At 41.8% G+C, this 14,644-nt stretch carries 15 protein-coding genes; 1 reads left to right on the top strand and 14 read right to left on the bottom strand.

Features of this window, described 5'->3' with window-relative positions; all coding sequences use genetic code 11:
- Positions 1–17 precede the first annotated feature (17 nt).
- From AC060N_RS07550 to AC060N_RS07565, 4 genes are all read right to left on the bottom strand, one after another.
- Positions 18–824 (bottom strand): SDR family oxidoreductase, encoded by an 807-nt coding sequence (locus AC060N_RS07550; protein ID WP_479526552.1) that lies wholly within the window; start codon positions 822–824, stop codon positions 18–20.
- Between the two features lie 69 nt (positions 825–893).
- Complete coding sequence (locus tag AC060N_RS07555) at positions 894–1,502, bottom strand: hypothetical protein (protein ID WP_479526553.1); 609 nt, start codon at positions 1,500–1,502, stop codon at positions 894–896.
- 222 nt (positions 1,503–1,724) lie between these two features.
- Complete coding sequence (locus AC060N_RS07560; RefSeq protein WP_479526554.1) at positions 1,725–2,987, bottom strand: Shedu immune nuclease family protein; 1,263 nt, start codon at positions 2,985–2,987, stop codon at positions 1,725–1,727.
- 107 nt (positions 2,988–3,094) lie between these two features.
- A complete protein-coding gene (locus AC060N_RS07565) occupies positions 3,095–4,468 on the bottom strand; it encodes a hypothetical protein (RefSeq protein ID WP_479526555.1) in 1,374 nt (457 codons plus the stop codon).
- Positions 4,469–5,203: 735 nt separating this feature from the next.
- Between AC060N_RS07565 and ltrA the strand changes: the two genes are divergently transcribed.
- Positions 5,204–6,520 carry a group II intron reverse transcriptase/maturase gene (gene ltrA, locus AC060N_RS07570; RefSeq protein ID WP_479526556.1) on the top strand — a complete coding sequence of 439 codons (1,317 nt, stop codon included), beginning with the start codon at positions 5,204–5,206 and terminating at the stop codon, positions 6,518–6,520.
- Between the two features lie 60 nt (positions 6,521–6,580).
- Here the strand turns inward: ltrA and AC060N_RS07575 are convergent, their stop codons facing one another.
- The 10 genes from AC060N_RS07575 to omp85 form a co-directional block, all read right to left on the bottom strand.
- Positions 6,581–7,180: a hypothetical protein gene (locus AC060N_RS07575; protein ID WP_479526557.1), complete on the bottom strand. Its 600-nt coding sequence runs from the start codon at positions 7,178–7,180 to the stop codon at positions 6,581–6,583.
- A gap of 474 nt (positions 7,181–7,654) precedes the next feature.
- Positions 7,655–7,819 (bottom strand): hypothetical protein, encoded by a 165-nt coding sequence (locus tag AC060N_RS07580; RefSeq protein ID WP_479526558.1) that lies wholly within the window; start codon positions 7,817–7,819, stop codon positions 7,655–7,657.
- Positions 7,820–7,953: 134 nt separating this feature from the next.
- The gene (locus tag AC060N_RS07585; RefSeq protein WP_479526559.1) at positions 7,954–8,583 is read right to left on the bottom strand and encodes a hypothetical protein; all 630 of its coding nucleotides are present in this window, start codon (positions 8,581–8,583) and stop codon (positions 7,954–7,956) included.
- Positions 8,567–9,058, bottom strand: coding sequence for an RNA polymerase sigma factor (locus tag AC060N_RS07590; RefSeq protein ID WP_106543347.1), 492 nt, complete (start codon positions 9,056–9,058; stop codon positions 8,567–8,569). The genes AC060N_RS07585 and AC060N_RS07590 overlap by 17 nt, the downstream gene beginning before the upstream one ends.
- A 305-nt stretch (positions 9,059–9,363) precedes the next feature.
- Positions 9,364–10,620, bottom strand: a complete 1,257-nt coding sequence (gene nhaD / locus AC060N_RS07595) for a sodium:proton antiporter NhaD (RefSeq protein ID WP_479526560.1) — start codon at positions 10,618–10,620, stop codon at positions 9,364–9,366.
- Between the two features lie 68 nt (positions 10,621–10,688).
- Positions 10,689–10,901, bottom strand: coding sequence for a hypothetical protein (locus AC060N_RS07600; RefSeq protein WP_479526561.1), 213 nt, complete (start codon positions 10,899–10,901; stop codon positions 10,689–10,691).
- Between the two features lie 213 nt (positions 10,902–11,114).
- The gene (locus tag AC060N_RS07605) at positions 11,115–11,801 is read right to left on the bottom strand and encodes a hypothetical protein (protein WP_479526562.1); all 687 of its coding nucleotides are present in this window, start codon (positions 11,799–11,801) and stop codon (positions 11,115–11,117) included.
- Positions 11,802–11,826: 25 nt separating this feature from the next.
- Positions 11,827–12,291, bottom strand: a complete 465-nt coding sequence (locus AC060N_RS07610; RefSeq protein WP_479526563.1) for a hypothetical protein — start codon at positions 12,289–12,291, stop codon at positions 11,827–11,829.
- Positions 12,292–12,442: 151 nt separating this feature from the next.
- Entirely contained in the window at positions 12,443–13,261 is an 819-nt protein-coding gene (locus AC060N_RS07615; RefSeq protein WP_479526564.1) for an aminotransferase class IV, read from the bottom strand.
- Between the two features lie 27 nt (positions 13,262–13,288).
- On the bottom strand, positions 13,289–14,641 hold the full coding sequence (gene omp85, locus AC060N_RS07620) for an Omp85 family outer membrane protein (protein ID WP_479526565.1): 1,353 nt from the start codon (positions 14,639–14,641) through the stop codon (positions 13,289–13,291).
- Between the last annotated feature and the right edge of the window lie 3 nt (positions 14,642–14,644).

Consider the following 14,644-nt stretch of genomic DNA (forward strand, 5'->3'; position numbering starts at 1 on the left):
GTGGTGTGTTCCAAACGTTATGATTTGCGTCCCTTAAAATGTTCCATTGTTTTATAAATTCCAAATATATTGCTGGCCAGCCAGTCAAAGCCGTTGGTCGAAAACAGCCCCTGACTGATGCGGGTGAGCGGGTAAATGTACCGCGGGAAGGTAACCATCTTTTTTCCTTTTCTCATGGCTTTGATAATCCGGCGGGCCGTTGGTTCGGGCTTCAGAATCGGGATGCGTGATTGTACTCCGTCGAACATGCCGGTGTTGATGTAGTAGGGCATAATGGTAGTCACACCGACATCTTTCTTGAGCTGTTTCATTTCCAGGCGCAGGCTGTCCGACCAGCCGGTAACGGCCCATTTACTGGCGGCATACACGGCCATTTTCGGGTTGGAGACAATCCCGGCCGATGAGGCAATGTTGCAGATGTGCCCCGAGTTTTGCTCCATCATGTCGCCCAGGAATTCACGGGTAACCAGCATCGGCGCATGAGTGTTGACCTCCATGGTTTTCAGAATGTCGTTCGTGGTATGTTCATGAAAATACTTCCCAACCACGATACCGGCATTGTTGATGAGCACATCTACCACACCGTGTTCTGTCTTCACTTTCTGAGCAGTCTCCTTTACCTGCTCCACATTGGCTACATCCACTCGGTAGCCGGCAATGGAACCGCGGGCCGACAACTCCCCAATGGTTTCATCAATTCCTTGCTGGTTGAGGTCCCAGATGATGACCTTGGCTTTTTGTTCCAACAGGATGCCGGCCATCAGTTTCCCGATGCCGGAAGCCCCGCCGGTGATTAGGGCTGTTTTTCCTTCGAAGTTTTTCATATGTGTAAAGATTCAGTTGTCGAACGTAAATGGCAGCTTGCCATATTACAATATGTTGTGAGGCGTATTTTAATTGTAATTTACCTTTTTACTATCAATTTTATTAGTGTGCTTTTTTGATTTATCTTCGATATTATACTTCAATAATCCAGTGTTTATAGTGTCCTTGGTAGATATACTTGGCAATATGTCGTCTGCTGTTTTAGGCTTGCCGTCTGGTCCAATTCCAAGTAGGTAATATTTATTTGAATCAGTCTTTTCATAATAGAAGTGTGCAAATATCACGTTTTTATTTTTACTTTCAACCACATATGACAAGTCATAAAAGTCCATGTAACCATTTTGAATATCAGTTAATTTGTCAGGTAAAAATCCATGTTTCTTTTTAAACTCGATAATCTTTTTGTTGTAATAATTAAGTTTATTAATAGTTATCTCTTTCCAATTAGGACTATATCCAGTATTATAGAATTGCTTTTCTTGTTTGTCAAATGATGGTTTTAAAAAAACCAAGAATACGATGTTGACAAGTATGGCAATATTAAAAAAGACCCAGGTTGCGCGAATATGTTTTTTAAAGAATAAAAAATTTAAAATAAAAAAGCCAATTGATAAGTACGATAAATTTGGGAAAAATGAAATTAGAGAGAATATTGCTAATAACATTTCAATAACCATTCCCTTCAGTTTCTTAAATAAAATCATCAACCTGTTCTTATTTTTAACCTAATGACTTATTTGAATTGAGTCGATGTGACGCACAACGGACAAGTATATGCAAATATGGGCGATTACGGGCTTCAAACTTATCAATTCGAGACAATTTAAAGCGGGCTACTGCCCTTTAATTTACTACAATCTCACCCATTTTGAATATACAGTGTTACCAGTTGGCATTGATTAATTTCCTTTTATTTCTCCAGTCATAATTCCATACATTGACTGAATTTTCTTTTCAAGCTCATCAAAAGTTACAATAGTCACATCTTTACTACTATTTCTAACTAATTCGAATGATTTGCTTTGTTCTTTATTTAAATCTGCATATTTTCCAACAAGCAGCAAACAATGAGGATTGAATGCCTCAAAGTCATCCTTGCTTTTATATCTAAGTCCATGAAACTCTTTCAAAAGGTTATCACGTTGATTTAAAACTTGACTTAATCCTCCGTTTACATCTTTTGACATAGCAAATACATCGGTTCCTCTATATGCAGAAGTCTCCATCAGTGGTGTCAAATGAGTTTTTATCTCAATCAAAGCAACATTATCAAATTCATTCTTGTATAAAAAGTCAGCTAGTTTTCCATTCTTATTTGTTACTTCTTTACCACCAACGTAAGCCTCATCTTCAAATAAAGTCACTGGCGAATAAAACAATTGAGCCAACAGCCAAGAATTCTGTTTAAAGAACTTTTGCCACTGTTTTTCAAGCCTATCAATAGCATCTTTTGTTGTTACATTTTTTCCCATTAACTCAGAAAACTTTTCAATTATATTTTCTAAGTAAATCTTATCAACTGTTTCTCGTGTAGTAACAATCGTTTTTGAGGAAATTTTTACAGGAACATGCTTTATGATTTTCTCTATTGTTTTAAAATCATTTTCTGTCAAATTATCAAACGAATCATATGGAAGATATCTATTATAAATATCGTCGCCAACATATCCAGGTTCTTTGTAATCAAAAAGGTCAGTGAAGTAACCGAAAAACTCAGCTCCAATATTTTCTTCTACTTCTTTTTTGTGAAAGTCTTTTGTCCCATAGAGTGTACTTATGATATTATTAAAGGCTACCAACGTAAAATATATTGTATCGTCTTTAACATCACTTTCTTTTAAATTACTTGAGATTACAAGATGTTTGACTTTCGGAAATTTTTTTTGAATATATGTTGGAATTTCTCTAGCCTTTGATGTAAAACCTAAACCGTATTTTATGTTTTGATATAGTCCCTTCTCAATTTTTGTTTTCTTCTCAATTTTTATGGAAACAATATTTTCATATCGAGCCGAAATTGTCCCTTTATCCTCATCGTATCTAAAAGGATACACAATCCAACTTCCATCGGCGAGAACTTCTTTCACCGTCATAAAGTCATCATTTTCAGGATAGACTCTAATAGCTGTCTTATTTTTAAATTTTATCTCCTTAGTTTCCATGATGCTCTATTTTGCTTGCTGGTAACGTGCCGGCCATGCGCATTGTGCTTGTGTTGCGCCCGCGGCAAGCATATTGCGTATTAGCCATTGTTGTGTGTTGGGGTTTCTCAATTTATCAATATTTTTTCACGATAATACTTTCTAAAACAGTAGCTTGTCCATTCTCGAACATTACCAGTATACACACCAACACAATTACCATTAATATTCAATGTGTGAAATCCATAATCTTTTACTCCTGATGCAGTTGATTTGTCAATTGTAGGTTTAATATTGGTATTTAAATTAGAACTGGAATTTTCTCCCATATGCAAATACTTAGACCTATTATTATAAAGCTTCTTAATTACTTTACTTAAATCTTCAGTAAGATTCTCTCTTACGAAATCAGCTACTCTTTGACCTATTTTATATTGAATTTGATGACATGATTCACAAGTTTCTTGTTTAGAACCATAATAAGACAGTACTTCAAGTGATGATAGATAAAATGTCGTTGCATTATTAATTATTGCCTGCTGATTAAATATGCCTATGGGTGCAATAGATAAAGTTTGAGTTTCAAACATAAGAGCAGTAGGTCTAATAATTGGTGTTTCGACAGCTAACCCTTTTTGAAAATGAATACAAGCTTGAAAAAAGTTTCGAACAATTTTTGGGTTCAAATATTCTCTCTCAACAAATACATAATTATTTAGAAAGCTAATACCTTTTGCAGAAATAAGAAGCTTAGATTCATGTATTGGATAATCATCTATAAAATTGATTCCTTTTTCATTTGTATGAGTCAATAAAACTTCTTCTTGAAACGTTACAATCTTCTCCTTTTGTTTTTCTATATTAACATCGGTATTGATTGTTACATTGTCATAATCAAAATGAATATTGGTTTCTATTGCAAGAAAGGCAGTCAAGGTTCTAAGCCGTTTTTCAGTTAATTGAGTAGCCTCAAATTCATCAATTGAGCTTAACTGGAATTTGATTTTAGTCTTTTTCTTTTCAATATAAAATTCAAAATTTTTTCCTGAATAATTCTCAAAATATAAATTTTCAAACATACTGTTTAATTCAGCAGTAACATTGTATATTTTTGTATTACCGACATTATTAATTGCTTTCTTTATGAGACCTTTTATTATTGGCTTATAATCTTCTTTAGCATTAAGGGAATAAAAATGAATAGAGTCAACATCCCCTTTTCTTTTATAAGTAATGCCTACATAAAAATGACCTATAGAAGTATCAACAATACCAAATATTGTTAATAAATTTTTCTTCAATTTGTGTCTTTTAGGAAAATATGCCCAAGGACATCTACCATTTTCATTTCCTAATTCATTATCAAGTTGATGCCATAAACTTAACAAAAATTGATTTGAATCTATTTCACCTTTTGTATGTACACTAAAAGATTCAAATAGAGAAAAATCAATTTCAGTAGTTGTATTTAATACTTCATAATGAGGTACAATAATTTTCATTTCAATTTACAAATATTTAATTTCTTGGAGCTCGTTATTCCCTTACACACAACGTGCCCGGCTATGAGCAGTGCGGGTTTTGAAAACTTTCACTGCGTAACTACCGGCATGCTTTATTATTGATTTCATTTTGTATTTAACTGTTTCAGCCCGCATTGCTTATGAGCTTGTGTGTGTGCCCAGCATGAGCATGTGCACACTTACTTGTAAGTTCCGGATAAAATTGAAAAATACAAATTTTCCGGATTAAACAATAAGTGTAGCGTGAGATTATTCCAGAGGGTGTAAGTCCCGTACGGGCGGGGGTAACGCCCCGAACCGTTAGCAAGTGGCAAGCTGGTTTACCGTGAGGTATGCAGTGAAGGAAGCCAACCGGCAAAACCCGGTACTGACGAACAGGAACCTGATATGAGGCTATGAGGACGGATGAGCAGGCACATCACTGTGACGTCCAAAAGCTCCTGCAAAGGAGGAGTTCCAAAGTAGTAGATCAGGCAGCGATTGGGTGAAGGAAGATGCTCTTACCTGGGGAGATCTCACCGTCCACGGGTTGGGCAGGGTGAGAAGTCAGCAGAAGCCATAGTAGCTGCAGGAAACGAGCCACGAACAGAGACCGTGGAGGCCTCACAAAGTAGCGAAGGGCTGAACATTAAGATGTTCCCAATTCGTTTAGGAACGGCCGTATAAGCTGTAGCCTCTACTTAGCCGGAACAGGGTAACCGAAAAATGAACAGGATGATTGAAGAGGTTTTAAACCGTCGGAACATGATGCGCGCCTACCGACAGGTGGTATCCAATAAAGGAGCCGCCGGAGTCGATGGTATGGATGTGAAGGAGCTCTACGGACATCTTGAAAAAAACAGGGTCCGTCTGGAAGCGAATATCCGGCAGGGGGAATATCTTCCGCAAGCCATCCTGGGAGCAAAAATCCCGAAGAGTAATGGGAAGAAACGGGTGTTAGGCATACCTACGGTAACTGACCGCCTGCTGCAACAGGCTGTAGGACAAGTGTTGGCTGTTAAGTTTGAAACGGAGTTCGCCGATCAGAGCTATGGCTTCCGGCCTAACCGGAATGCACAACAAGCGGTACTGAAAGCACAGGAGCATATCAACTCCGGTTTTCAATACATTGTTGATATTGATCTGAGAAGCTTCTTCGACGAAGTCGATCATTGCATCTTGTTGCAGTTACTCTATCGCAAGGTGAGATGTCCGCTTACGCTAAGGCTCATCCGCAAATGGCTCCGGGCACCGATATTAGTTGACGGAAAACTAAAGAAACGGCGCAAAGGTGTACCCCAGGGAAGCCCGCTCAGTCCGTTATTGTCCAACATCATGCTGCATGAACTGGACAAGGAACTGAAAAGGCAGAACCTGCGTTTCGTTCGCTACGCCGATGACTTTAGCATCTACCTGAAGACGAAGACGACTGCCCGAAAAGTTGGCAACGATACCTTCCGTTTTTTACGGGACAGGCTCAGGCTCCCGATTAACCGGGAAAAGAGCGGCATCCGACGGCCGGTACAGTTCAATGTTCTGGGCTATGGTTTTGTGCCGACTTACCGAAAAGGCGAGAAAGGCCAATACCAACTGGTTGCATCGTATAAAAGCTGGAAGTGTCTGAAGCTAAAACTGAAAACAATCACCCGGAAAACCACCCCGATGAGCTTCGACGAGCGGATACAAAAGCTTGGCGAAGTAATGCGGGGCTGGTTGGGTTACTTTCGGTTGGCCAGTTTGCAGGTTAAACTGCAAGAGCTCGATGGGTGGATCAGAAACCGGCTTCGGTATTGTATCTGGCACCACTGGAAAAAGCCGGAACGGAAAAGGAAAAACCTGATTCGATTGGGTGTTCCACCGGAGCAGGCATACCAGTGGAGTCGTTCGAGGATGGGAGGTTGGGCAATTGCCCAGAGCCCGATTCTGGGAACTACAATAACGGTTGACCGGTTGCGAAAGCGAGGCTATGACTCCATGCTATCCTATTACGCAAAGGTTGCCCCGCATCTTAATGAACCGCTGTATACGAGGCCCGTACGTACAGTGGTGTGAGAGGTTCTCCGATAGGCATTTAGCCTATCGGCAGCCTACTCGATTAGCGGTTGTATTTTTTTATAATTGACTCATTATTAACAAGTAAATTGGTGAAAAAATTAATGAAGCGATTAAATAGTTTAAAATCACCTTTCCTAATGTTTGTTTTTGCACTCGTTTTAGATTATAGAATAATAGGATTACTGATAAAATTCCAAATATTGCAATAGTCAATTTTATGAGCAACATCAAGAAAAATAATCCTATCATGTTATTTTGGATTAATTCAGAACTGAAAAAATTTGCAATTGTAATGTGTAAAAAAATTAACGGTACCGTTACTAAATGAGGTTTAAATGAAATCATGAATGCCTTCAATATCTCTTTGAAATTCGATTCTGAATTAAAAAGTTTGCTTGTTAATTTGATTAAATAGCCAATAGATATTTTTGAAATGTTACCCCAAAAAAGCCCAATAATTATAATGGAAATTAATTTTATAATCAGATATATAAACTCATGGGCTTGTTGATTCCCTTGAGGTATTGTTAAGAATTCGTTCTGTTTCAGATAAAAAATTTCAAAAATCCCATTTAAAGTTGAGTAGAAAATGAACTGTTTCCATTTGAAAGCTTTCTCAAAATTTCTATCAGTAAAGTTTTTTATTAGTGTTTTCATGTGTTTTTTATATAACCGCCAACTAGTGTGTATCAATATTGTTGTTATTTCTATTATGTCAGTTGATGAGTTGTTGTTATACACCCATATTGGGATGTATCGTGTACCTGTTATGTTGAGTAATTGATTTTCGTATCCATTTTGTTGGTTCTTAAGTCTCACCCAAGTTAACAAAAAAATTATTCGCCATTACATGTTCTTGGTGCAACCGGGCAAGTGGTTGGGACAACTTCCGAAGCCTTCAGGAGCAGTTGGGAACTCGTCAGGACAACTGGAGAAGTCTTCAGGATAACATACGAAGGTTTAAGGACAACTAAAGAAGTGTTTGGGAGAGGAGCCGAAACCGTCAGGACAGCTTCGGAAGTTGTCAGGAAAGGTCGAGAAGTCGTCAGGAGAGGTGCCGAAGTGTTCAGGACAACATCGGAAGGCTGCTCAAGCTGTCCTTAAGGCTTCCTGAGCAGTCCTGAAGACTTCTCAGGTACTCCTGAGCGTTTCCGAAGTAGCGTTGAGCACTTCCGGAGCAGCCTTGAGGATTTCAGGAGTAGTCCTGACGGCTTCCAGAGCAGCCTTGAGCATTTCTGAAGTAGCGTTGAGCGTTTCCAGAGCAATCTTGAGGACTTCCGGAGTAGTGTTGAGCATTTCCTGACCTGTGTTGAGCGTTTCCGGGTTTGTGTTGACGACTTATCCGGTAGGCTTGAGCATTTCTGAAGTAGCGTTGATGACTTCTCCGGTAGGCTTGAGCGCTTCTGAAGTAGCGTTTTAACCCGACAAAATTACTCCCTCAGTTTATCCATATCCGAAAGGATTTCGTCCAGTTTTTTCAATACCCGGCCATACACAATCTGCAGGTCCCATTTGTAAAGCCGTCCGCCAACAGCGTAGAGTATCCCCATGATGATGAACACGCCCAATAACCAAAATACCGGGATGCCGTTCACGAAATAAATGGAAGGAAGATGTCTCGTTACCAACGGAAGGTAGTCGGAGAACCAAAAGCCCAAAACCATCGACAGGAAGAAGAACGGATAATAAAACCGGGCCATCCTGGCGTTGACGTCAATCTGCTCTTTCAACCAATGGTCAAACGATTTAACGTACTCGTAGCTGCTCACATTTGGCTCAATTTCCATAAGCCTTTTCTGTAAGGTACGGTTGACCAACACAATGGCGCCGGCAATCAAAAACACCATGATGCCCATGACGGGTATCCCGACAACAAAAGAAGCGCCCAAAATGACAACGCCCCCAATCACAATGGCCCGTAAGTTGGTTTGAAACATACGTTTGAACTTCTCGACGATGTGTATCGATTTCTGCGTGTACAGGTTATTTAATTTGGGGGCCACCAACGCATTGGCTTCTAAAAAGCCTTCTTTCCAAATGGTTTCAATTGACTTTTCCATCTAACAGTTTCTTTAATCGTTCTTTAATCCGGTTAATGCGTACGCCAATGTTGTTGGCATTCGTACCCGTGATATCTGCGATCTCCTGGTACGATTTTTCCTCCAGGTAGAGTAAAATAACACCCCGGTCCACTTCCGACAACCGCCTGATGGCATCGTACAGCACATTCAGATTTTCGTCGGCAAAAGCATGGCTGTCTTCTGTTTCTTCTTCGGGCAGATAGTCGGAGGCAAAATGCTGCGTGTTGTTTTTCTTCTTCTTCAGCAAAGTCAAACAAACATTCAGCGATATCCGGTAGACCCATGTGCTCCATTCCGACTCCCGGCGGAACTTTTCCCGCGTCCTCCAGATTTGCAGGCATACCTCCTGGTAATAATCTTCAAAATCTTCCTGCGTGTTGGTATACGCCCGGCAAATCTTGATGATCAAAGCCGAATAGGGAAGAATGTAGGCTGTATAAAAATCGCTGCTCAAATTTTCTCTTTTCTTTGTTTAGTGGCTTACATCGCGGATTATTACACCCGGTTGCATGTTTTTTCGGAATTGAATAGGGAAGGTACGAAAAAGCCGGAAGTTCGGCCGTAGAGACTTTGCATGACGTCTCTGCCCTGCACAAAAAATGCTGCTGCTACTACAATGAGGGATCATGACAGAAACATCATGCATCGCTTTTTTGGGGATGGTAAAATTGTAGCAGTTGTATTGGTCAGACTATGTTATAGGTTACCCTCCGAATCGTTATCAACCCTGTGAGCAATGGCGTAGGATAACATTTGTGATTAAAGCATGAATATATACAGGAAAGCGCCTGATAAATATCCAATAAGGGCAATCCAACTTATTTTTTTGAGATACCAGAAGAAGTCAATTTTCTCTATTCCCATGGCAGCAACACCAGCTGCTGAGCCAATAACAAGAATACTACCTCCGGTACCGGCACAGTAGGCAATCAGTTTCCAAAAATAATGGTCGGTTGGAAATGAATGTAAATCGTACATCCCCATCGATGCTGCTACCAGGGGGACGTTGTCTATCAGAGATGAAAGCATGCCAATGGAAATGGCGATGGTTTTAAGATTTCCAATTGATTTACTAAGTGCTGCAGCTAAATTGGAGAGCAAACCAGTCGATTCAAGTGCTGCAACAGCCAGCAGAATTCCCAAAAAGAATAAAACACTCGGGATGTCTATTTTGCGTAATGCATTTGTTACGGTTATTTTATGTTCATACGATCTGTCTTTGTTTAAGAGTTCTGTTACAATCCATAACACAGAAAGCCCTGTCAGCATTCCCATGAATGGTGGTAAATTGGTGATGAATTTAAAAACGGGGACAAAAATTAGAGCTGCAATTCCGGTAAAAAAGACGATTCGTTTCTCAAAGTTCAGAATACTTGATTGTTGATTTGTATTATCCATTCTTTTAAACTGCCCCTTAACCATAAGCGAGATTAAGAATAACGGGACGAGCATACTGACCAGGCTGGGGACAAATAATTCGCGCATGATATTAACGGTTGTAATCTGACCACCAATCCAAAGCATGGTTGTCGTTACATCACCGATAGGAGTCCAGGCTCCTCCGGAATTTGCCGCGACGATAATCATGACAACAAACAACAATCTGTCCTTCTGGTCGCTTAGTAGTCTTCGGATAAGGGTAACCATGACAATCGTAGTGGTCAGGTTATCAAGAACGGAAGAAAGAAAAAAGGTAAGAACGCTTAAGGTCAGAAGAAGTTGCCTCTCGTTACTTGTTTTAATTTGCTTTGTGATGACATCAAACCCGTTATAAGAGTCAATTAATTCAACGATGGTCATGGCACCAATCAGGTAAAAAATAATTTGTGATATATTCCCAATGTGTTCAACCAACTGTTGAACAATACTTTCTGAATTAGAATTAAATAGAATATACGCTGTCCAAACGAAGCCTCCTGTTAACAGGGCGATAGCTGCTTTGTTGATTTTCACCTTGTTTTCAAGGGCAATTAATGCATAACCAAAGCAAAAAGCGATTAGAATGATGGTGTCCATTGCTATTTGTTTTCTATCCGGTTAGAGTATTAAAATGCATTTATCGTTATTTAGACTTTCTGACCTTCTCACCTTTCCGGACTTTGCTCATAGGTTGGTGTTTTTATTTTCCGTTCAGTTCCATGAGCCGGCGTTCTTCCAATTCCAATAGGTTGACGAAAGAGCATCTGTTCGGTTGATTCGTCAAAAAATAATGTCGATGACTCGGCCGAATTATTTACTTGCGGCTGTTCTCTTACGTGGGTAATCGGATGATGAAGGACTGTTTTTTCTGCTTTCATTTTGTAGGCTGTTAGCAACCATTAAGTTAGCGAAAAAATTGTCAGGGATGGCGTTTCATTTGGGGCGGTTTTGCAGTTTTTAAGATGAGTATCAGATTTAGATGAATACTGCCCGGACGGCCCCGATTGCTGCGTTGGCGACAGTGGTATGTGGTAAAGATGCAATGCTTTGCGTCTTCGGCATGTTTTTGCAATGCATCGTATAAGAACCGGTTAATCTTTTTCTCCAGCCGGTTTCAGTTCATGAATAACCCGGTTCAGCAGGCTGTCGATATGCGGTTGCGGATTCTTATGCAAATACGGGTTGGTGCGATTGTCTGAGCTTAAAATGTATCGGATGGATTGACCGCCTATTTCGATTCGGCCTTCATGTTGGCTAAAGGCATTCCACTGGGCCGGTTCGTTGATGCGCAGGTTGTTGATGGAAGCCAATGAGCTGTCGAGGTGAACAATGTGGGTGTCGTGCACATTCAGCTCTTTGCTGAAAATTCCGCTGCGTTGGAAATCCGAAAGGGACTTTTCTTTCGAATCGAACAGGACCACAATGAAATCTTTGTCCGTGTGAAAGTTGATATCGACGGTTCTGTCCTGGAATGAGTAGAAGAAGAAAATGATGACTGCGAGTATGACTTCGCCAAATACAAGGCTCTTGTAGGGAAGAATCCTGGTTAATAGTCGGTCGGCCACATATAATGTCACAACCAAAAACGTTATGGCAGTGGTGACGGCAACCACGATGGCTTCGGATGGTTTGTCGATAAAATAGAGAACCCACGCCCAGGCTGTAATCACTAAGGCAGCAATGGTTATTAGCGTCATCGGGGTGACAGGCCAAACTAACCTTTTCAGGAAATTCCTGAACTTTCCCCGGGCGCCGTTTCTTTTATTGGGTTTGCCCATTGTTGTTCGTTTTTTTCGCTCCGGCTTACACTGGTTCCGTCGTTAATCCGAGGCTCAGACGTAACCGTTCCAGTTCCTTTTCCGGGTCCTCGTTTTTACCGATGCTTTTCAGTGGTAGGAGGGAATGCCCTTTGGCGTCGTACAGCTCGACAAAAGTCTGTTTTACTTCGGTATCCAGCGAGCGGTTTCCCCGGCTGTATGAGGTAAACACTTCCCGTGATGTCACAAGGTGGAGTTGCATGTCCCAGTAAATGTCGTGCCATTTTCCCAGGCGTATCAGTCCAAACAGGTTGTTGCTGAATTTTACTCTCCGATTGTAATAATCGATGGTGGTGCTGGTGTTGGTGAAGCCCAGGAAGGCGCCGATAAATACCAGTGCCAGTCCGGTGAGGGAGTAATAACTGGCCACAATTCCGGCCAGAAACACGATGATGCCGGAAGTGGAGGCTACCGGACCAAACGCTTTCTTGAATCGATACGTTTTTTTCATAAGAACAGGTTGGTGAGTAGAGTCAGTCTTTATTTGTCTGCGAGGAAAGATACAAAAAAACCCAATGTCCTGTTGTAGAGACGCAATGCTTTGCGTCTTTATGGTTGCATAAAATGTTGCTGGTATTCAGTAAACGATTCGCTACTTGCGATTATTTGTAATTTTCCCTGATTCGCTGAAACTCCTCCATGATTTGCCGGGTGATGGCTCCGGGCTGCCCGTTGCCGATGGTTTGTTCGTCAATCTGCACAATGGGCATGATTCGTTTGGTGGTGCTGGCCAGAAACACTTCGTCTGCCGTCATCAGATCTTCTATACTGATTTCAGCTTCCTGGTAACTGAGTTTGCGTTCCCGGAGAATGTCCAAAACAATGCTTCGGGTGACTCCTTTTAAAATGTTCTCTTTAGGTGTGATAACCTTTCCGTTTTTTACCGTAAAGATATTTCCACGCGAGGTTTCCTGAACCGTTGTACCATTGTGATACAGAATGTCAGCTGTTCTGGAGTCGGTCGATTCATCAGCCCAGAATTGTCCGGCCAGGTAGTTGGTTGATTTGGCTTCCGGCAGAAAACGGATGAACTCTTTCATTGTCAGGTGTGCTCCCTGCTCATAGAACGCTGGAGGGTACTGTGGCATTTCTGTTGGGAAGATGTATAAGGCAGCCTGATAAAAGTCTCCGGTACGTGGTGTGTGGGGCAGCGCAAACATTTTGATGTAACCATGTTCCATGCGGTTGTGCCGGATAATCTCCTCTATCGTCTTCGGCAGCCGGGGCAGGAAATTGATTGTCAGCTTCAACAACCGGAGAGAACGTTCGAAGCGCTCGACGTGCCGCTCTCCGTAAAACGGTTTTCCGTTAATGACTTCAAAAAAATCAAAAGCCCCATATCCCCGGTTAATGGAGATGCTGGTAACCGGAACCGAGATGACCCGTAGTTCCCTGAACAATCCGTTGTCGAAACCAATCATGGTATGTCGTAGTAGAAATGCGTTTGTCTAAAACAGGTAGTTCAAACCGATGTAAATACCCGAATCACCATCCTGTTTGTCGAGGGCAATACCATAGTCCAGCGCTGCAATGAAGTTTTGGTTCATGGCCAAACGTAGTCCGCCACCGACGCTGTAATGCATCTTCTCGGCACCAAAATTGAAATACTGGTTCATCGGCTCGTTCATGTTGGAAATCTTGTTCTGGATATCCATCTTCTTCACCACGCGGCCAAAGTCGAGGAATCCGTTCAGTCCCCAGTAGAAATGTTGTTTAAACTTCTCCATGCGGGCAAATTTCCAGCGCAGTTCGGTGTTCCCCATCACAAAGCCGTCACCCACAATGCGGTTGCGCATGATACCTCTCAGTGTTTTGGCGCCTCCTAATCCCGATGAAGAGGAACCGCGCAGTGCTGAGGCAATGATTTGTGGCTGGTAGTAAAAGGGCGCATGTCCGCCAATAGTTTGCTGCCACTGGATGCGGTAAGCAAACGACAGGTCGTTCTTCACGATAGTGAAGTATTGACGTTGGGTAATCGACAGCTTGGTAAAACTGCTTTCGGCACCCATAAACTTTTGTGCGGTGGCCAGTTCGGCTTCCGCCCAGATACCGTGCATGGGGTTCGGTTTATTGTCGCGGGTATCGTACACCACGCCGGCTTTCACAATCGGGACAAATCCTCCATTGGCTTCTTTTGCCGAAATGATGCCCCATTGCTGGTATTTTTCGTACAGTCCGGGCTGCTCGCTCACCGGCGGTAGTTTGTCGGCTTCCTTTTTCCCTTTGTTTAGTTTATCGACATCCACCGAGCTGATGTTGAAGTTCAGCAGGTTGAAGCCGACCAGCCAGCGGAAATTCGAATCGCCCCAGTCGCCCTGGATATCGGTTTTGAACCGGAAGAGTTTCTGATGGAATTTGTAAAACATCCGGGTACGGTAATCCGGCGAAGTGTCATCAATCCAGTTTTTATTGTACACCGCCTCGTAGCCGTTGAAGCCGTAAAAATCGTACGCCTGGTCGGGAAGGTAACTCAGGTCGGTGGTCAGCTCGATACCCGGAATTAACGCTTCGGAATCGTAGTAGAAACGATAGGTTCCGCTGCCTTTGGTGTAATGCGATACCTCGAAATAGAGCGAGTGGTTGTAGTCGGGGTAATTACTGCCGTCGCCGTAATTGAAGAAGTTGACGACCGCTCCGTACTGGAAGCCCAGGTCGCTGTCGAACGAAATGGCCGGCAGTGCGCCCATATTCCATCCGGTTTTTATCTCTTTTTTCTGGTTGTCTTGTTGATTGTTTTGCTGTGCGCTGCTCCAAAACGGAATAGCAGTCAGCAGGATAAGCAGGAATAGATTCTTTTTCATCTT

It is taken from the genome of Prolixibacter sp. DSM 2831 (assembly GCF_056493735.1).